Origin of the sequence: Pseudoalteromonas piscicida (assembly GCF_000238315.3) — a bacterium.
Taxonomy (GTDB): Bacteria; Pseudomonadota; Gammaproteobacteria; order Enterobacterales; family Alteromonadaceae; genus Pseudoalteromonas; species Pseudoalteromonas piscicida.
Genome location: NZ_CP011925.1, coordinates 322864 through 340124, shown reverse-complemented (window position 1 = coordinate 340124; position 17261 = coordinate 322864). Strand labels below are relative to the sequence as shown.

Below are 17261 nucleotides of genomic sequence, written 5' to 3'. Positions count from 1 at the left end.
ACTAACAAGTTTGGATTTGTAATGAAAGCTCAAATTACGACACTGCTAACTTCTAGTTTGCTACTACTCACTTCTGTTCTTCAACCTACCTATGCTAATCAAGGTGCCAAAAATATCGTGGTTTCTGGTGGCTCTATCACAGAGATTATTTATGCACTTGGCGAGGAAAATCGTATTGTTGGCGTAGACAGTACTAGCGTCTTCCCTGTTGCTGCGACCGATAAACCACAAATCGGTTACGTAAGAAAAATCAACGTTGAAGGGATCCTTTCCTTGAATCCAGACTTGTTACTCGGCGAGGCCGACACCGGCCCTGACAAGGTATTAAAACAACTTCAGGAGACCGGACTCCCCACCTATATTTTCAGTGATAACGATGATCTTGCTGGTGTCGAAGAAAAAATAACAACAATCGCCGAATTACTGGCAGTTAAAGATAAAGGCCAAGCGCTAGTCGAATATATTCAAGCCGACAGAAAAGCCTTAACTCATGTCCTGAAACAAGTGAACAACAAACCTAAAGTATTATTTGTTTTGAGCCTGCGTAGTGGCCAACCAATTGTTGCGGGTGCTGGAAATTCTGCAGATGAGGTTATCAACGCAGCTGGCGGCGTTAATGTTGCAGCACAGCATTTTGACGGTTGGAAGCCGCTCGCAACCGAAGCGGCCATCGCCATGGATCCTGATGTCATCATTAGTATGGGCCGCCATGGCGAGCAAAAAGCGATGGATTTAAGCCAAGTCCCCCACTTTAAGTTCTCAAACGCCGTTAAAAACAACCGAGTTATACTTATCGATGGAACGTACTTACTTGGTATGGGCCCACGCACGCCACAAGCCGTAGTTGAGCTCGCTACCTTACTCCACCCAGACGCCACACTGCCTATGGGTTATCGATTTAGAGCAGCCCAGTCTGCATCAGAAAATGAGTCTCTATAATGCTAGCACTCGAGCAATCTTTAATTCCCGCTGAAGTGGCCAGAAAATGGATGTTGTTGGGACTGATTATTGGCTGTATCGTGGTGAGTTTTATTGGCCTTAGCAGCGGCGGAGTGAGCATTAGCTACAGTCGTCTGATGGATATTCTCTTTACAGGTCAATCGAGTAACTTAGAGCATGCGGTGATCTGGCAAATTAGATTACCAAGATTGGTGCTCGCAATTGTGGTGGGTGCCGGACTTGGTGCATGCGGCGCAGCAATGCAAGCAGTCTTTAGAAACCCGCTGGCAGATCCAGGGTTAATTGGGATCTCTAGTGGTGCCGCACTTGGTGCAATTAGTACCATCGTACTAGGCTCTACGTTACTCAGTGGATTTGCTGATTATTATGGAATTTACGCCGTGCCAATCGGTGCTTTTCTGGGCTGTCTTGGTGTGTGTAGTTTAATCTACCGTTTATCCAGCCAAGGTAATCGTTTCACAATTGTCAGTTTGTTGTTAGCAGGCATAGCAGTAAACGCCATTGTTGGTGCAGTCATCGGAATACTGACATTGATCAGCTCAGATCAACAGTTACGCGACCTAACCTTTTGGAGCATGGGATCACTTGCAGGCAATAGTTTCACAACTATCATACCATCGCTGTGTTTAATGTTGGCTTGCTGCTTTGGTTTTAGCCGCTTAGCTCAACCGCTCAACCTCTATTTACTTGGCGAGCAACAAGCTAGACACCTCGGGGTCGATGTCGTAGGTTTAAAAAAGAAGGTATTTGTTTATACGGCATTGTGCACCGGTGCGGCGGTTGCGCTAACTGGTATTATTGGTTTCGTTGGCTTTATTGTTCCTCACATAGTGCGCTTATTAATCGGCCCAGATCACCGCTATTTATTACCAGCTTCGATGTTGGGTGGGGCAATTTTACTGTGTTTGGCGGACTTACTCGCGCGCACACTCATTCTCCCATCAGAATTACCGATAGGCCTTATCACCAGCGCTTTAGGTGGCCCTTTTTTCCTGATCATGCTGGTGAAAATGTATCGTATAGAGGAGCTTTAGTATGTTAGAAGCGCATAACATCAGTGTCCAAGTGGGGCAAAAATTGTTGCTCAAAGACATTGATTTTTCAATCAACCCGGAGGAGTTTGCCGTTGTTCTTGGCCCCAACGGTGCTGGCAAGTCTACCCTACTCAAAGCTCTGTGCGGCGATACCTCACTAACACAGGGCGATGTCACCTATCATCAACAACGAGTGCAAGACTTAAGTGCCTTGGCACTCTCTCATATCCGCGCCGTACTCACGCAGCAATATGATTGTGAGTTCCCATTTAGCGTGCAAGAGATAGTGGATATGTCGCACTATGTACATCAGCACAATTGTACACCGTACTCGCTTCGTGAGTATTCACAGCAAGCGATGCAAACTTTATCAGTCGAGCATTTAGCAAAGCGCTGCTTTACTCAGCTATCAGGGGGAGAAAAGCAAAGGGTTCAGTTTGCGCGAGTACTTTGCCAGCTGCTACCCACCTTAGATGCGAACAACCCCTGCTACCTGATGATTGACGAGCCTACCGCAAGCCTAGATTTATATCATCAGTATCAAGTCATGAAGCTGGCTCAGCAAATAGCTAAACAGGGAGCGGGCGTGGTCGCAGTGGTACATGACTTGGCCCTCGCTGCAAGCTTTGCCGATAAGGTATATCTGCTACAACAGGGCGAGTTGGTTGCCACCGGTTCCCCAGAGGAAGTACTCAGTAACGCACAATTAATGAGTACCTATGGGATTGATGCAGAGATCACGCTTTCAGATATGTTTTTACCAACCCTGGGGGTTGCAAAGGCATTTGGACTTTCGGCAGAAAAATAACCTGCACTTAAACAGGCTAGCATACACCAGCCTGTTTAATCAGCTCGCTTAACTCAGCTCCCAACTTTGAAGCTAACATTAAGCAAGTTGCTAGTTACCTCCTAAATTCATGCGCCTTTTACGGGGCGCAAACACAAAATGGCAAGACTAAACAAAATAATAGCAAGCAGCGCCATCGCAGCTACACCAAGGCTGTAAGCAAAACCTGCGACGGCAGACCAAATCGCTACACCAATGTGCATCATGCTCATAGCCAGTGAGATGAGCACACCGCGATGTGCAGGCGAGAGCTCTGAAATATATGCCTGTAATGCCGGAGCACCAATGCCGCCAGCCAATGCCCAAAGTGTCATCAAAAAGTATAACGGTATAAGAGAGATACCTTGATACCAATAAAGACCGCTACTAGCGATGAGGCAAACGACCAATGACGCACGCATAACCTGCCGCCCACTTTCAAAGTGGGTTGCGAGTTTTGGCATCATCAGGTTTCCAGCAACACTCACTAAGCCTAATAAGGCATACAGTACACCAATAAACCACACTGACAGTGCTTGTGTATCTCGTAAATGCTGCCCAACCAAATTGAATAAACCAATACCACCACCTAAACCAATACACATGGTAAGTAACGCGCCAACAACCCCGGGGATTTGCCATAGCCTGTCAGACATTTTGGTGCCTTCTACAGCTTTGTCATTTGGGATCGCACGGCGGTTTACAGTAAGTAATAACGCCACAACCCAAGTGGCGATCCCGAGTGCAACAAAAGCCGCTCGCCACGACATTAAATGCGTTAAAAATGCGCCAAACGCAGGACTTGAGATCATGCCAAGAGTTAAGCCTGCTTGCACCCAACCGATCCGCTTTAGCGCATCTCCACCAGAGCTTGCCGCGATGGCAAATGCGATCGGTAGCATGCCAGCACTGGCAATACCTGTGATCATACGAGCAACCGACCCCCACTCAAATGAAGTGACAAGCCCTGTCGCGATAGAGGCACCACCAAAAACCACGATTGCAGGCAAGATAATAACGCGACGTCCTACTTTATCCGAGAGCGCCCCAAATAGCGGAGCCACAATCGCTAGGGCAACGCTGTAAGTGGTAATAAACAGTGTAACTCGCTCAGGCTTTACACCTAATTCGAGTCCAATAGGTTCAAGAATAGGCCCAAGCATCAGCTCATCGGCGCCAACTAAAAATGCAATAAAGGCGAGTAATAAAGTCAATAACATCTCATTACCCCTTTTTTGCGCAGCAAACGTTTACCTTGCAAGTGTTCAGCAAAGCAAAAGAAGTAAAGCCAATATTAAGTTGGTCTTTGTTTAGGTTACTGCCTGACATTATCAGGCCTTTTAAAATCAAGTTCATTAAATTACATCCATAAAAACGGGAGATCGACTGTGATACCGACCTCCCGTTTCAAAAAAATTCGAAAACGTGTGCCACTGAATTTCGGGCACAAAAAAGCCGGCGATGAAGTATCATCGCCGGCTTCGTCTTTCCAATCATCAGATACACTGCCGCCGCCCACCTTTATTCAGGTAGTCGCCAATGTCTCTGATGAAGATTTAGAAAGTAAGCTCCGAGCAACACTTCATCGTGTTAATGCGCGGAGCAAAGCCTTCTAACAAAATTCTTAAATAGGATGTAAAACATCGTGGAAAGATCCAAATTAAAATCGCGCGCCAATTTATACGATGTCGATTAAGTAGTCAATAATCCAAACTAAGATACATCAACGCAGCGGTGTGCTACCCCTTATCCCTAAGCGCAAAACGGTAAACACCAGCAATTAGCAAACAAATGGTTATGGGCAACCACAGCGCCTGAAAGTAAAACTTGTTATAAAGCCAAGCGCCCAACAGGCCACCTGACACAAACCCTGAGATTATCAACACAAAGAGTTTTGCTTTTCTGGTATCCAGTGGCTCGCCTCTACATAGCGCCCCAATCATTAGTCCTAAGTCGGTGAATATTCCTGTTACATGGGTTGTCCTCACCACAGCTCCACTGTACGTGGTGGCTAATGCGTTTTGTAGTCCACAAGCTGCAGAGGCAAAAAAGTGACCATAAAATGAGCCTTGCATCAGTAATACGAGAGACACGGTAAGCAACATAGCTTCGATCACCAACGCGGTATCGTAATGTTTGCCAAGCCTTAACGCAGTGCCATGCAGCAAAAACCCCGCAAGTACAGAACCAAGCAAGAACGCGAGTAACACACCAAATAAGTGCAGGGTTTCTTTAAGATTGTCACCTAAAAAACTGGTTCCGAGCATAGTCGCAGTGCCGGATAAGTGAGAAACGGATTGGTGCTCGAAGCTAAGTAGGCCGATTGCATTCACAAATCCTGCGACGAGCGCCAATATAAAAGCGCCTATCTCAACCCATTTTGGTAACTTAGAGATCATCTCTTTGCCATGGGATGATCAGGGTTTAATTGCAATAAGTCCCAGCGGTTGCCATAGAGATCTTCAAATACAGCAACCGTGCCATAATCTTGCTCTTGTGGCTCGCGAATAAACTGAATACCAATAGACTTCATGCGCTCATAATCACGCCAGAAATCATCTGTATTTAAAAATAAAAATACCCGCCCACCAGCTTGATCGCCAATAAACTTCTGCTGCTCTGGTGTAGAAGCTCTTGCAAGTAGTAACGCCGTACCATGAGAATTAGGCGGTGCCACCACCACCCAGCGTTTATCTTGCTCAGGTTGATAGGTGTCTTCTATTAATTCAAAACCTAGTTTATTGACGTAGAAGTCGATGGCCTCATCGTAGTCTTTGACGACGAGCGCAATATTGACAATATTTTGTTTCATGATGAGGGCAACCCATAGCCTCTTGCCATAAGCGCAGCAAGTAACGGTAAAACTAAAAGTAACAGCATTTCTAGCCTTTTAATGACGATGATGCGCTGGGGCACAGACAAATTAGCTGCTGTTGTCTTACGGTGCTTCAATAAAAACACAGTCGGAATGATAGATAGTAAAGCGATTAACAAAAATAGTCCGACTTTGGCATGGAAAATCGGATTTTTAGTGTAGAACTCACTGGGCTTGCCAACTGCAAACCATAGCGTTAACCCTGCGCCAAGGGTTACAAGCGCACTGACACCATACAAACCATCAATTACTGCTAATCGCTTAATGCTCTGACTACTCATTGATTTGGAGAGTAGTATGTTTTCAATCGCGAGCGTTGATGCCAAAAATAAAATACCGATAAAGTGAATATATCTAACGACTATCTCTTCCATGCTATGCCCCAATTGTTATTTTAGTTCTGATAAAGTGTGTTGTTTTCTTCTAAAAAGTTCACCAAAGGTAAAAACAGAGGCTGCGGCAATTTATCAAGCGAAAACCACTGCCATTGTTTGCATTTATTTGGCTCTTTAACTTCTGCATTATGAGTATCGCACCTTGCCATGACAAACAGAGTGACATAATGTTTCTGCTCATCGGAAAAATAATCATTAGTAAAACCCAGCTTTTCAACGTTTACAACATCTAGCCCCGTTTCTTCATGCACCTCTCTTATTGCGCATGCCTCAATGTCCTCTCCATACTCTAAATGGCCACCCGGCGTTGCCCAAGTATGTGCGCCATGAGCACCGATGCGCTCACCAAGCAAAATTTTATTATCGTGCATTATGACCACGCCAACCCCGACGCGTACAACTTGATCCATCATTTTTCCTTTAGGGCCTGTTTACCTTTCAAGTTTGTTTTTGCAGCAGTTTGATTGGTATTTGTACAAGGCAGAGCCTGCGTAGCATAGTTATTCTATGTGAGTCAGGCGAGAACACAGTAGAAATGCTAATCAAGCGCTGCCCTTTGGGTTCACCTGAGTGCGCTCTGTTCATTGTTGCTCAACTTTTGCCTAGATTACTAGGCGGCAAGTCGAGCGTCGCGACCAAAACACACTCAGAAGAACAAAAATCAAACAGCAAAGATCAACAGGCCCTAGTTGTTACTGCAAATATTGTCTCGCTAAACTTATTATTCAGGGTGATTTAAACACCTCTAGCTCAGCAAGTTTAGCTTCTAGTACCTTAGTGTTTTCATTTTCATGACGGAGCGTTATTTCTTTCGCCCCGACATAAAAGGCAGAATAAGTAGAGAAAGGATACGCAACCAAATCGTTTTCAACTTTCGTTCCTTGTAAATTTTTAACTCACAGTGTACCGCAAACCTTCTCTTAAGTACTCTCTTAAGTACTACCTTCACACTCCGACTTTTACGTTAAGCTCGCCAAGATTTCAAGCGCATGTTTTCTATCACTTAGCTCGTATAAATCGTTGGTAAAAATAAACTCATCGACCGCTAACTCACGTTTAATCATGCTGAGTTTATGATGAACCGTCGCGGGACTACCAACAACAGATAGCCCTAAAAAGCTTTCGACTTGCATTTGCTCCTGGGCATTCCATAGACCCTCCATCGAGTCAACGGGGGGTTTCAACCATAACGCCTGACCTCGCATCAATGCTAGGATACGTTGCTTTGACGTGGTAGCTAAATACTGCGCTTGCTCGTCGGTATCGGCTGCAACTACCGGTAAACCAAGCATTACATAAGGTTTATCTAACACCTTTGATGGTTGGAAATCGCGGCGATAAAGCGCGATAGCATCATGCACGAATCGTGGCGCAAAATGACCCGCAAATGCATAAGGTAGACCTCGCTTTGCGGCGAGCTGGGCACTATAAAGGCTCGAACCAAGCAACCAAATCGGTACATTGGTATTTTCGCCCGGAATGGCACGCACCGAGGATTTACCATCATAAGGCCCGAGCAAGGTTTGTAATTCAGCGACTTCATCGTCAAATTGCTCCGCACGTCTGTCATCGCGACGCAATGCTCGGCTGGTAATAGGATCGCTACCAGGCGCGCGCCCTAATCCCAAATCAATACGCCCTGGATAGAGGCTTTCTAAGGTGCCAAACTGCTCAGCGACAACTAACGGTGGATGATTTGGCAACATCACGCCACCCGCGCCCACCCGAATATTGTGAGTGTGTCCGGCAATATGCCCTATCAATACGGAGGTTGCTGCGCAGACAATGCCACGCATATTATGATGCTCAGCCATCCAAAAGCGTTTAAAGCCAAGTTCATCCGCTTTTTGCGCATAAACCACACTGTTAGCGAGGGTTTGTGAAACAGTATCTCGCTCTTTCATCGGGCTTAATTCGAGCAAAGAAAATGGCATGTTAGCAAGTGAAGTCATAACAATCCTTAACGGTTTGAGTTACACCATAGAGTAAGGGTTGCAGCATCCATTTCAATCCGAAATCCCGCACTACATTGTTGCTGATTTTCGACTATCGCTATGTTGCAGATAAGAAGCCTGCTTCACCTGTAATTTGATGACTAGGCAATTAGGCTAACCCTGTATTTGAGGTAAAATTCTTTAGTTTCGTGGTGCGTAAGCGCAACATAGCAAGCACATAATAATCCACATAAAACCAGCTTTTGCCTGCTAGACTCATAAAAAAATGACTTGGAGCAACATCTTATGAGAACCGCAATCCTGTTTATTTTATTTACTTTTAGTAGCCAGTTATTAGCAGAAACGGACACAACTAAAATCAATAAACTGTTCGACAGCTACATGAGTAAATACAACCATTATCTGCAAACTGGTGATTTACCAACCAGCCCTCAACTGTACACAGATACGCTTATGTTAATGTCATCACGTTCAAAGCCGAGCGTGATCACGCAAACGCAAATGAATAAACAGGTGCAAGTATTCTTAACACGCCTAAAAGAACAAGGTGTCAGTCACGTAAAATGGAGCAAGGTCAGTATTCATTTTCTTGATAAAAATATTGCGTTGGTGAGCAACATCGCTGAGCGATACACCCAATCAGGCGCACTTTTTAATAAAGTAGGCGCAAGCTATTACGTCTATTTAGTTGATGGTGAATGGAAAATATCTGCGTTCGCTGTACATGATGCGAAAAACACTTTACTTTAATTGCATCTAAACTTTGGTGTTGTAGGCATGGAAAACTGGGATGACTTTCAATTACTGCTTGCCTTAAAGCGCGCCAATACACTCAGAGGTGCAGCCAAAGTTCTCGGCGTAAACCACACGACGGTATCTCGCAGGCTACATGTTTTAAATCAACGCTTTAGTCTTGATATATGCATGCTTTCGCAAGGCAAAGTCACGTTTTCTGAATTGGGACTGCAGCTGCTCAGTGCCGCTGAAAATATGGAAGCCTGCCTTGCCCCTCACTTAAGCCAAATTAACACTTCGGTTAAGCAGTTAAAGCAACAAATAAACCTATCTATCCCCCCAGCGATTTTGCAGTTTGTCTTGTTAGACGAATTACATGAATTTCAGCAAAACAATCCTTACCTCACGCTGTCGATAAATACTACTTATGCACTTTCCGATCTAGAGAAATCAGAGGCCGACGTTGTGATCCGAGCTTCTCACGTTCCGGATGAGCACTTAGTTGGTCACCGGCTATTTCCGATTTCACTTGGCTACTTCATGCATAAAGACTATCTCGATAAACGCACGAGTGAAAACGTTTCTTGGATAACCGCCAGCGTAACAGAAAGACCGACTTGGCTACTTGATACGCCCTATCCAAACGCCCCAATTTCTCTATCAATCGAAGATTTAGTGCTGCGTCATCAGGCTGCATCCAAAGGGCTTGGTATGATCAGAGGGGCGCATTATATTGCAAGGCATTTTCCTAATTTAATCGAATTTGCACCAGCGAGTGAACACTATGCAGATTTATGGATCTTAACCCATCCAACAAAAAAATCCTTACCCAACGTCAAGCGGCTTATCAGCTTTTTACTTAAGGCTATGCGCAGTAAACAAATACTGATCGACTGCGCAAAATAACATTTTCCACGTTAGTTTAGAGCCTGTCCACTTTATTCAGCCAACCATTTGTACATAACATAGCTATCGACCAAACCCAGCCTAGGATGCTTGTAAGCCTTGGGAATAGTGCCCACAATGGTAAAACCAAGCTTTTGCCAAAGTTTAATCGCCAGTTCATTGGTCGATACCACGCTATTAAATTGCATGGCTTCGAACCCCAGCGCTAACGCTTGTTGCTGGGAATGTTCACACATCAGCCGTGCAATTCCTTTACCACGAGCCAAACTCGACACCATGTAACCACAGTTACATATATGACTGCTCGGGCCCTGTGCATTTTGTTTTAAGTAGTAAGTGCCAAGTACCTCACCGTGTTCAACAAATACATAGGCTTTGAGCGGCGTTTCGCACCAAAGTAAAAATGCCTGCTCCATACTCATGGTTGAGTCAAATGCATACGTTTCTTGCGCTTGGATCACTTCTGAAAATGTTGGCCAAAATGACTCAAAATCATCCCGAGTTATCTCTCTTATCATATTGTGCCCTCAAATTTGCTCGTCTTGTTAAGTTCTGTAAACCAAACAAAGAGTAGTATTGAATCAAACCTCATCGCGGAATATTGCAAAGGTGAGGCGAAGTTTGGTTTTGCCTGCTTTCGTTATTATTTTTAGAACATTTAATCGACTCGCACCACCACTGTCTTACCTATGTAATCATGAAGCGCTCTAGACTTATCATTTAATATTACGCTGCCAAGTTCCGCTAAGAACCAACATAACAGTACCGCCTCAATACCTGACAAAAGATGCAACATGGCAGGTGGAACAGTATTGTTCATTAATAATACAACACTCAAAGCCATGACGAGTGCCAAAAACAACATATAAAGCACCAGCTCAACGGATTCGCGACGAAGCGACTGCTTAATATTGATTTTTTGTTCTGTATCGTGATCAACCACCTTAATTCTTGTAATCATCTTACCAAGCGTTTGACCATAACAACCGTGCATAAATAGGTTATAAAGCGACATTTGAATGCAACCAACCGTCGTGAGTAACAAGTTACTGCCGTGGTAATTGAATCCAAAAATTAAACACTCAATATAGATGACAACAGAAAGAATGAGACCATCAATAAATATAGCCCCAACTCTTGGCCAAAATGTCGCATATTTACAAGGTTTGATATACGCTTCGGTGCGCGTCTCACCTTGTCTGTTGTGACCATTGAACTTGTCGTTAAGTAACGTTACCACAGTTTCGTAACGCTCAGGGTACTTATCCCTATCGATATGTTTTTTTACTTCTAGTAGTTCTTCGTACGAATACTCTGAAAAGGGTGGTACTTCAAACACTTTTGATTTTTCCTAAATTGACAAACAGGTATGCAGACAAAGCAAGCCGTGTAAAACGTGCCCACGGCCTTTACCCAACTGTGACCAGTAATTTAAATTCGAGCCGTTTATACCAAATAATGGTACATACCTAAAGTACATAAGATAGAAATTGGTAACCATGCACCAATTGCGTATTTGCTATGTTGTAGGGTAATGACACTTCGCAAGTTAAGGAGTTGGCGTCGGTTCTGAGCCATGGAAGTCGAGATATAAGGCTTTTAAATTAGTTGGGATCAGAGGCCAACCAAAATCAATACCTTGCTGCGTTGCACACCAAAAAATGTGCTCCACATAATACGCATCAATAAAATTGCACAGTGGCGGACTTGCGTTAGTTAGCTTGTTGTTTATATAGTCTAGATGTGCCGCTGCGGCCTCTAACTCACCGTTGTTAAAGGCATAAGTAGTCAGGTTTGCAAATGCTTCCATGCGAAAGCTTGTTGCGCAATTTTCATGCTCAGCCATCAAAGGAACAACTTTACCAAAAAAGAACGCATTAACAGCGCCAGCTTTTTAATTCACCGCCATATTCACAGCCATCACTAACAGCAGCACCGCAAATACCTTTTTAATCGTGGCAACAGGCAAGTGATGCGTGGCTTTAGCCCCCATTGGAGCCGTAAACCAAGACGTGCACACAATCCCAAAAAGGGCTGGTAAATAAACAAATCCGGCGAAACCATCCGAAAGTGCAAAGTGCGCACTGCCCGAGCTAATGTAGCCAACAGAACCAAAGAGTGCGATAACAATGCCACATGCAGAGGCGCATCCTATGGCCTTTTTCATATCAACAGAGAAAAACGTCAACAGCGGTACCAAAAGCGCTCCACCACCAATACCTATCATGGCAGACAAACCACCGGTGATCGTCGTTAATACCGTAAGTATGCCTTTATTTGGCAGCTGCCTTTGGGTTGAGCTCTCATTTTTACTGCTATAAAACATTTTTATTGCTATCAATACCACACTTACTGCAAATACAATGCGCACTGCGTTTTCGGGTAATAGCGCTGCCAAAAAACCACTGATAAGCGCGCCTAGTGCAACGCCTGTCATTATCCACGGCGCTAAATCCCATGGTACATTGCCATTTTTATGATGCGCGATTGCCGATGAGGTAGAAGTAAATAAAATGGATGCCAGCGATGTCGCTACAGCGGCTATGACCACTTGCTCCGGCGGTAACACGTTAAAGTACAATAAAATACTGCTCAGCACCGGAACAATAACCAGCCCACCACCAATACCTAACAACCCGGCTAAAAAGCCGACAACACTACCGAGTAGTGCACAATACACAAACAACAAAATCAACTCACTCATTCCACTTATCTCTTCTTTTAATTGAGGCGCAATCACCTAAGTGAGCAATATGGGCGTTGCTTTTAGCCTTTGTGCCACCTAAGCGCTGGCGAGTATAACAACATTACGCTTTGCCATTGGTGCTTTTGACTTAGATAAGCCTTGAATATTCCTCACGTTTTACTTGAAACAAATGCAACTTAGACATTTAGCAGTCTAGACTTTCAGATTTCCAGTGAGTTTCATTCTACAATTGCTCATATTTTCTGCATATGCGACTCAATAAGCGGCATCTATTTTTGTAACTCATGAATCAGACTCATGTTTTATGTGAAATAAAACCGTTTTTCTTCATCTTATGATCCACGTATAAATCTCACATCACTTAATGTTCGGCACTGTCACTGCGTCCCCGTGGATACCTGTTTACCGCAGTGAAACGTAATTACCGAGCGCGTTAGCATTAGAATTGGATACCTGAAGAACATGAATAACGAGTTTACTTTCACTATTAAGAGCATTCGTCTTGACGAAAATTACCATCCGTCAAACAGCACGCGGATCACCACTAACTTTGCTAACTTAGCAAGAGGCGAAAGCCGCCAGCAAAACTTACGCAATGCCCTAAAGATGATTGATAATCGCTTTAACGCGTTAGCTAACTGGGATAACCCAAAAGGCGATCGTTATTCTGTTGAGCTTGAGATAGTCTCAGTTGATATGGATATTGCAGGTAGTGGACAAACTTTCCCGTCAATTGAGGTGTTAAAAACCAATATCGTTGACCACAAAACCAATGAACGCATTGAGGGAATTGTTGGTAACAACTTCTCATCTTACGTACGTGACTACGACTTTAGTGTGCTATTGCTTGATCATAATAAAGATCAACCTAAATTCAGCATCCCAGCTAACTTTGGCGACTTACACGGTAAGCTATTTAAATACTTTGTCGATTCAGAAGCTTACAAGAGTCACTTTAGTAAGCCACCGGTGATTTGCCTAAGTGTATCGGATAACAAAACCTATCACCGCACTGAAAATCAGCACCCGGTACTTGGCTTTGAATATCAGCCAAATGAGTCATCATTAACTGAGCAATATTTTAAAAAGATGGGCTTACAGGTGCGCTACTTTATGCCACCAAATAGCGTTGCACCTTTGGCTTTTTACTTCTTTGGTGACTTACTGAATGACTACACCAATCTGGAGTTGATCAGCACCATCAGCACCATGGAAACATTCCAAAAGATCTACCGCCCTGAGATTTACAACGCCAATGCGGTTGCAGGCAAGTGCTATCAGCCAAACTTGAAAAACCTAGATCACTCATTAACACAGATTGTTTATGACCGCGAAGAGCGCAGCCAGTTGGCGATTGCACAAGGTCGATTTGCCGAAGAGCATTTTATCAAGCCTTACCAAAACGTGCTTGAACAGTGGTCTGCAAATTACGCTTTATAATCAACGGGAATATGGAACAGCATTTATTATGAAAACACTATTACCAACGTCTACTGCTGGCAGTTTACCTAAGCCCGCTTGGCTTGCTCAACCAGAAACCCTGTGGTCACCTTGGAAACTAGAGGGCGATGAGCTTATTGATGGCAAAAACGATGCGCTACGTATTGCTTTGCAAGAACAACAACTTGCAGGGATTGATATCGTGAGTGACGGCGAGCAAACCCGTCAACACTTTGTAACCACTTTTATTGAACACCTAAGCGGTGTGGACTTTGAGAAGCGTCAAACGGTAAAAATTCGCGACCGCTATGATGCCAGTGTTCCAACCGTGGTTGGCCCAGTATCTCGCCAAAAGCCGGTTTTTGTTGAAGATGCCAAGTTTCTACGCAGCCAAACAGACAAACCTATCAAATGGGCATTGCCAGGTCCTATGACGATGATAGATACGCTGTATGATGACCACTACAAAAGCCGTGAAAAGCTAGCGTGGGAATTTGCTAAGATCCTTAATCAAGAAGCCAAAGAGCTGGAAGCCGCTGGAGTCGATATCATTCAGTTCGACGAACCTGCTTTTAATGTATTTTTTGACGAGGTCAACGACTGGGGCATTGCGGCGCTTGAACGTGCCATTGAAGGACTCAAATGCGAAACCGCAGTGCATATCTGTTACGGCTACGGCATTAAAGCCAACACCGATTGGAAAAAGACCTTAGGATCAGAATGGCGTCAATATGAAGAGGCGTTTCCTAAGCTACAAAAATCCAATATCGATATCATCTCTTTAGAGTGCCATAACTCTCACGTGCCAATCGACTTGTTAGCGTTGATCCGTGGTAAAAAAGTGATGGTTGGTGCGATTGATGTTGCAACCAACACCATCGAAACGCCAGAAGAAGTTGCCAACACACTACGCAAAGCGCTTGAGTTTGTTGACGCCGACAAACTCTACCCGTGTACTAACTGCGGTATGGCGCCACTTTCTCGTGAGGTGGCAAGAGGTAAGCTCGCTGCATTGAGCGCAGGGGCTGAACTCGTGCGCCAAGAGCTATTAGCCAAAAAATCAGCTTAATCAAGCTAGATTAATAATAACGCTAGCAGCTAAATAAAACTTAAATTATGTGCCGCCTTCAAGGAATGATAGCGGCGCAGCTTGAGCGGCTTTCCATCATTGGTGAACACTCATTTTTTCAGATAACTTGCGCGCAGATAACTTACGGACACTCACTTCAAACATCCGCAACTTTCACCTGATTTCACACAACAAACAGCCAGTCACTCCCATTTTATTTGACACATCGAGTTTTTATTTCGTTCCATCGCGTATTAGGTGACATTGAATTGCACCTGAATAACTATGTAGCCCTAAATAAAAATTATATAGAGGGTGGCATTATGCCTTTTGGATTGAAACGGACGCTCATTTGCACTTTACTGGCTTGCGCTGCATTGCCAACAGTCGCACAGACTGAGGTGGGATTACAGGCTAGAGACATTTTTGAGCTGGAATATGCAAACGACCCGCAAATATCACCAGATGGTACTCAAGTGGTATATGTGCGTAACAGCAATGATGTAATGAAGGATGCTAAGCGACAAAACCTGTGGCTGGTCGATACTAAGTCAGGCGCACAATCGCCACTCTTTTCTGATGAAAACAATTACAGTCAGCCTCGTTGGTCGCCAGATGGTAGCAAAATCGCCTTTGTGAGCAATGTATCTGGTAGCACACAAATTCATGTATATTATCTTGCTCAAAACCGTACGGCACTACTTACACAGTTACAATCTGGGATCAGTGGCTTAACTTGGTCACCAGATGGCAAATGGCTGGCTTTTAGCCAAAAGGTTGCTGAAAAGCCTGCGGTCATTGCCAAAATGCCAGAAAAACCAAAAGGCGCGAAGTGGTCCGATTCTGCCATTGTTATCGACAAAGCCTACTACCAAGCAGATGGCCGAGGCCTTATCAAACCTGGCTATCGCCAGATCTTCGTGTTACCGAGTGAAGGCGGCACGCCACGCCAATTAACCTCTGGTAATTATCACCATAGTGGGAAGCTCGCTTGGCGAACAGATGCAAAGGCGATTGTGTTTTCAGCAAACCGTATTGCAGACTGGGAATACAAGCGCCTAGAGGGCGACTTATTCGAAGTTGATTTTAACCGTAATATCACCCAGCTTACGTCGGCTCCTGGTCGTGAGTACGCGCCTAGTTTTTCCGAAAATGGTAAAAAACTGGCTTACCTTAGTGCATCGAACGCGCTAAACCCTTACCGTAATAGCAAACTGAATATTATGGATTGGCAGGACAAAACCTCCCACATGATTGCCAAAGACTTCGACCGCTCAATCCAAGACCCAACTTGGATTGGTAGTGATAGACTGGCGATGACTTACGATGACCACGGAAAGCGAAAGCTCGCGAGCATCACCACAAAAGGCAAAATTACCGACATCACAGATACGCTCTCAGGCACAACCCTTGGTCGCCCTTATCTAAGCGGTGAATTTAGTGCTAACTTTGATGGAGAAATTGCCTTTACTCAAGGTTCGAGTGAGCGCCCTGCAGACATCGCTATCACAACAAGAAAAGGCAAAGTAACGCAATTAACCCACCTTAACGAAGACCTACTTGCACATAAAACCCTTGGTAAAGTGCATGAGATCACGTATAGCTCGTCGTTCGACGGGGAGAAAATTCAGGGCTGGTATATTACGCCACCGAACTTTGACCCGAACAAACAATACCCATTACTACTAGAAATTCACGGTGGCCCACACTTAGCCTACGGCCCCCATTTCTCAGCAGAATTACAGCGTTATGCCGCTGAAGGTTACGTTGTATTTTATGACAATCACAGAGGCAGCAGCTCTTACGGCGAGCGCTTTGCGATGTTACTCAAGTACAAATACAGCTCGAAAGAAGACTTTGCCGATCATAACTCAGGGGTAGACGCTATGCTTGAGAAAGGCTTTATCGACAAAGATAATCTGTTTATTGCTGGCGGCTCTGCAGGTGGTATCGCAACAGCCTACGCGATTGGCTTAACTAACCGCTTTAACGCTGCTGTTGTCGTAAAGCCAGTGATCAACTGGCTGAGTAAAGTGCTTACCGCTGACAGTGGCCTTGGTCAAATTCCAACGCAATTCCCAGGTATGCCATGGGAGCATATGGAACACTATTGGCAGCGCTCACCGCTTTCGCTCGTTGGCAACGTAACCACACCAACCATGCTAATGACGGGTGAAGAAGACTTGCGCACGCCAATGGCCGAAACTGAACAGTTCTACCAAGCGCTTAAGCTACGTAAAATTGACTCTGTACTGGTCAAAATTCCAGGTGCGCCACATGGAATTGCAGGCCGTCCTTCTCGGATGATCAGCAAAATCGAGCACACGCTCGCTTGGTTTGAAAAGTACAAGAAGTAAGG

The 17261-nt window shown here is 44.6% G+C and carries 18 protein-coding genes; 8 read left to right on the top strand and 10 right to left on the bottom strand.

Features of this window, described 5'->3' with window-relative positions; all coding sequences use genetic code 11:
- Window positions 1-21 precede the first annotated feature (21 nt).
- The 3 genes from PPIS_RS21035 to PPIS_RS21025 are packed head-to-tail and all read left to right on the top strand — an operon-like array spanning window position 22 to window position 2802.
- The gene (locus PPIS_RS21035; protein WP_010370067.1) at window positions 22-939 is read left to right on the top strand and encodes a heme/hemin ABC transporter substrate-binding protein; all 918 of its coding nucleotides are present in this window, start codon (window positions 22-24) and stop codon (window positions 937-939) included.
- Window positions 939-1994 (top strand): FecCD family ABC transporter permease, encoded by a 1056-nt coding sequence (locus tag PPIS_RS21030; protein WP_010370070.1) that lies wholly within the window; start codon window positions 939-941, stop codon window positions 1992-1994. The genes PPIS_RS21035 and PPIS_RS21030 overlap by 1 nt, the downstream gene beginning before the upstream one ends.
- 1 nt (window position 1995) lies before the next feature.
- A complete protein-coding gene (locus tag PPIS_RS21025; RefSeq protein ID WP_010370073.1) occupies window positions 1996-2802 on the top strand; it encodes a heme ABC transporter ATP-binding protein in 807 nt (268 codons plus the stop codon).
- A gap of 107 nt (window positions 2803-2909) precedes the next feature.
- Here the strand turns inward: PPIS_RS21025 and PPIS_RS21020 are convergent, their stop codons facing one another.
- The 6 genes from PPIS_RS21020 to PPIS_RS20990 all read right to left on the bottom strand — a co-directional run bounded on the left by PPIS_RS21020 (window position 2910) and on the right by PPIS_RS20990 (window position 8042).
- Window positions 2910-4040, bottom strand: coding sequence for an MFS transporter (locus PPIS_RS21020; protein ID WP_010370075.1), 1131 nt, complete (start codon window positions 4038-4040; stop codon window positions 2910-2912).
- Window positions 4041-4559: 519 nt separating this feature from the next.
- Complete coding sequence (locus tag PPIS_RS21015; RefSeq protein ID WP_010370079.1) at window positions 4560-5219, bottom strand: YoaK family protein; 660 nt, start codon at window positions 5217-5219, stop codon at window positions 4560-4562.
- Window positions 5216-5632, bottom strand: coding sequence for a VOC family protein (locus PPIS_RS21010; RefSeq protein WP_010370080.1), 417 nt, complete (start codon window positions 5630-5632; stop codon window positions 5216-5218). Before PPIS_RS21010 ends, PPIS_RS21015 begins: the two co-directional genes overlap by 4 nt.
- Window positions 5629-6069 (bottom strand): DUF2214 family protein, encoded by a 441-nt coding sequence (locus tag PPIS_RS21005; RefSeq protein WP_010370082.1) that lies wholly within the window; start codon window positions 6067-6069, stop codon window positions 5629-5631. The genes PPIS_RS21010 and PPIS_RS21005 overlap by 4 nt, the downstream gene beginning before the upstream one ends.
- Before the next feature lie 20 nt (window positions 6070-6089).
- Window positions 6090-6500, bottom strand: a complete 411-nt coding sequence (locus PPIS_RS21000) for a nucleotide triphosphate diphosphatase NUDT15 (RefSeq protein ID WP_010370086.1) — start codon at window positions 6498-6500, stop codon at window positions 6090-6092.
- A 549-nt stretch (window positions 6501-7049) separates the two neighbouring features.
- Window positions 7050-8042, bottom strand: coding sequence for an LLM class flavin-dependent oxidoreductase (locus tag PPIS_RS20990; RefSeq protein WP_010370091.1), 993 nt, complete (start codon window positions 8040-8042; stop codon window positions 7050-7052).
- 288 nt (window positions 8043-8330) lie between these two features.
- Between PPIS_RS20990 and PPIS_RS20985 the strand changes: the two genes are divergently transcribed.
- Together PPIS_RS20985 and PPIS_RS20980 are read left to right on the top strand one after the other, a co-directional pair.
- Entirely contained in the window at window positions 8331-8795 is a 465-nt protein-coding gene (locus PPIS_RS20985; RefSeq protein WP_010370094.1) for a hypothetical protein, read from the top strand.
- Between the two features lie 27 nt (window positions 8796-8822).
- Window positions 8823-9686 carry a LysR family transcriptional regulator gene (locus PPIS_RS20980; RefSeq protein ID WP_010370098.1) on the top strand — a complete coding sequence of 288 codons (864 nt, stop codon included), beginning with the start codon at window positions 8823-8825 and terminating at the stop codon, window positions 9684-9686.
- A 32-nt stretch (window positions 9687-9718) separates the two neighbouring features.
- On the opposite strand, the gene PPIS_RS20975 is transcribed toward PPIS_RS20980, so the two are convergent.
- The 4 genes from PPIS_RS20975 to PPIS_RS20960 all read right to left on the bottom strand — a co-directional run bounded on the left by PPIS_RS20975 (window position 9719) and on the right by PPIS_RS20960 (window position 12390).
- Window positions 9719-10204, bottom strand: coding sequence for a GNAT family N-acetyltransferase (locus PPIS_RS20975; protein WP_010370100.1), 486 nt, complete (start codon window positions 10202-10204; stop codon window positions 9719-9721).
- A gap of 140 nt (window positions 10205-10344) precedes the next feature.
- On the bottom strand, window positions 10345-11025 hold the full coding sequence (locus tag PPIS_RS20970; RefSeq protein WP_010370103.1) for an RDD family protein: 681 nt from the start codon (window positions 11023-11025) through the stop codon (window positions 10345-10347).
- 210 nt (window positions 11026-11235) lie between these two features.
- The gene (locus PPIS_RS20965) at window positions 11236-11532 is read right to left on the bottom strand and encodes a DUF7674 family protein (RefSeq protein WP_010370106.1); all 297 of its coding nucleotides are present in this window, start codon (window positions 11530-11532) and stop codon (window positions 11236-11238) included.
- Window positions 11533-11580: 48 nt separating this feature from the next.
- Entirely contained in the window at window positions 11581-12390 is an 810-nt protein-coding gene (locus PPIS_RS20960) for a sulfite exporter TauE/SafE family protein (RefSeq protein WP_010370109.1), read from the bottom strand.
- Window positions 12391-12855: 465 nt separating this feature from the next.
- Between PPIS_RS20960 and PPIS_RS20955 the strand changes: the two genes are divergently transcribed.
- The 3 genes from PPIS_RS20955 to PPIS_RS20945 all read left to right on the top strand — a co-directional run bounded on the left by PPIS_RS20955 (window position 12856) and on the right by PPIS_RS20945 (window position 17259).
- A complete protein-coding gene (locus PPIS_RS20955) occupies window positions 12856-13833 on the top strand; it encodes a DUF1852 domain-containing protein (protein WP_010370111.1) in 978 nt (325 codons plus the stop codon).
- A gap of 28 nt (window positions 13834-13861) precedes the next feature.
- Entirely contained in the window at window positions 13862-14902 is a 1041-nt protein-coding gene (locus tag PPIS_RS20950) for a methionine synthase (protein WP_010370114.1), read from the top strand.
- Window positions 14903-15225: 323 nt separating this feature from the next.
- Window positions 15226-17259, top strand: coding sequence for a S9 family peptidase (locus PPIS_RS20945; RefSeq protein WP_010370118.1), 2034 nt, complete (start codon window positions 15226-15228; stop codon window positions 17257-17259).
- Window positions 17260-17261: the final 2 nt, after the last annotated feature.

Excerpts from the sequence above, each read along its gene's own strand:
- PPIS_RS20950 (WP_010370114.1), top strand. The coding sequence starts at position 13,862 with ATGAAAACACTATTACCAACGTCTACTGCTGGCAGTTTACCTAAGCCC.
- PPIS_RS20960 (WP_010370109.1), bottom strand. The coding sequence starts at position 12,390 with ATGAGTGAGTTGATTTTGTTGTTTGTGTATTGTGCACTACTCGGTAGT.
- PPIS_RS20945 (WP_010370118.1), top strand. The coding sequence starts at position 15,226 with ATGCCTTTTGGATTGAAACGGACGCTCATTTGCACTTTACTGGCTTGC.
- PPIS_RS20990 (WP_010370091.1), bottom strand. The coding sequence starts at position 8,042 with ATGACTTCACTTGCTAACATGCCATTTTCTTTGCTCGAATTAAGCCCG.
- PPIS_RS20975 (WP_010370100.1), bottom strand. The coding sequence starts at position 10,204 with ATGATAAGAGAGATAACTCGGGATGATTTTGAGTCATTTTGGCCAACA.
- PPIS_RS21000 (WP_010370086.1), bottom strand. The coding sequence starts at position 6,500 with ATGGATCAAGTTGTACGCGTCGGGGTTGGCGTGGTCATAATGCACGAT.
- PPIS_RS21025 (WP_010370073.1), top strand. The coding sequence starts at position 1,996 with ATGTTAGAAGCGCATAACATCAGTGTCCAAGTGGGGCAAAAATTGTTG.
- PPIS_RS20965 (WP_010370106.1), bottom strand. The coding sequence starts at position 11,532 with ATGGCTGAGCATGAAAATTGCGCAACAAGCTTTCGCATGGAAGCATTT.
- PPIS_RS20985 (WP_010370094.1), top strand. The coding sequence starts at position 8,331 with ATGAGAACCGCAATCCTGTTTATTTTATTTACTTTTAGTAGCCAGTTA.
- PPIS_RS21015 (WP_010370079.1), bottom strand. The coding sequence starts at position 5,219 with ATGATCTCTAAGTTACCAAAATGGGTTGAGATAGGCGCTTTTATATTG.
- PPIS_RS21020 (WP_010370075.1), bottom strand. The coding sequence starts at position 4,040 with ATGTTATTGACTTTATTACTCGCCTTTATTGCATTTTTAGTTGGCGCC.
- PPIS_RS20955 (WP_010370111.1), top strand. The coding sequence starts at position 12,856 with ATGAATAACGAGTTTACTTTCACTATTAAGAGCATTCGTCTTGACGAA.
- PPIS_RS21035 (WP_010370067.1), top strand. The coding sequence starts at position 22 with ATGAAAGCTCAAATTACGACACTGCTAACTTCTAGTTTGCTACTACTC.
- PPIS_RS21030 (WP_010370070.1), top strand. The coding sequence starts at position 939 with ATGCTAGCACTCGAGCAATCTTTAATTCCCGCTGAAGTGGCCAGAAAA.
- PPIS_RS21005 (WP_010370082.1), bottom strand. The coding sequence starts at position 6,069 with ATGGAAGAGATAGTCGTTAGATATATTCACTTTATCGGTATTTTATTT.
- PPIS_RS21010 (WP_010370080.1), bottom strand. The coding sequence starts at position 5,632 with ATGAAACAAAATATTGTCAATATTGCGCTCGTCGTCAAAGACTACGAT.
- PPIS_RS20980 (WP_010370098.1), top strand. The coding sequence starts at position 8,823 with ATGGAAAACTGGGATGACTTTCAATTACTGCTTGCCTTAAAGCGCGCC.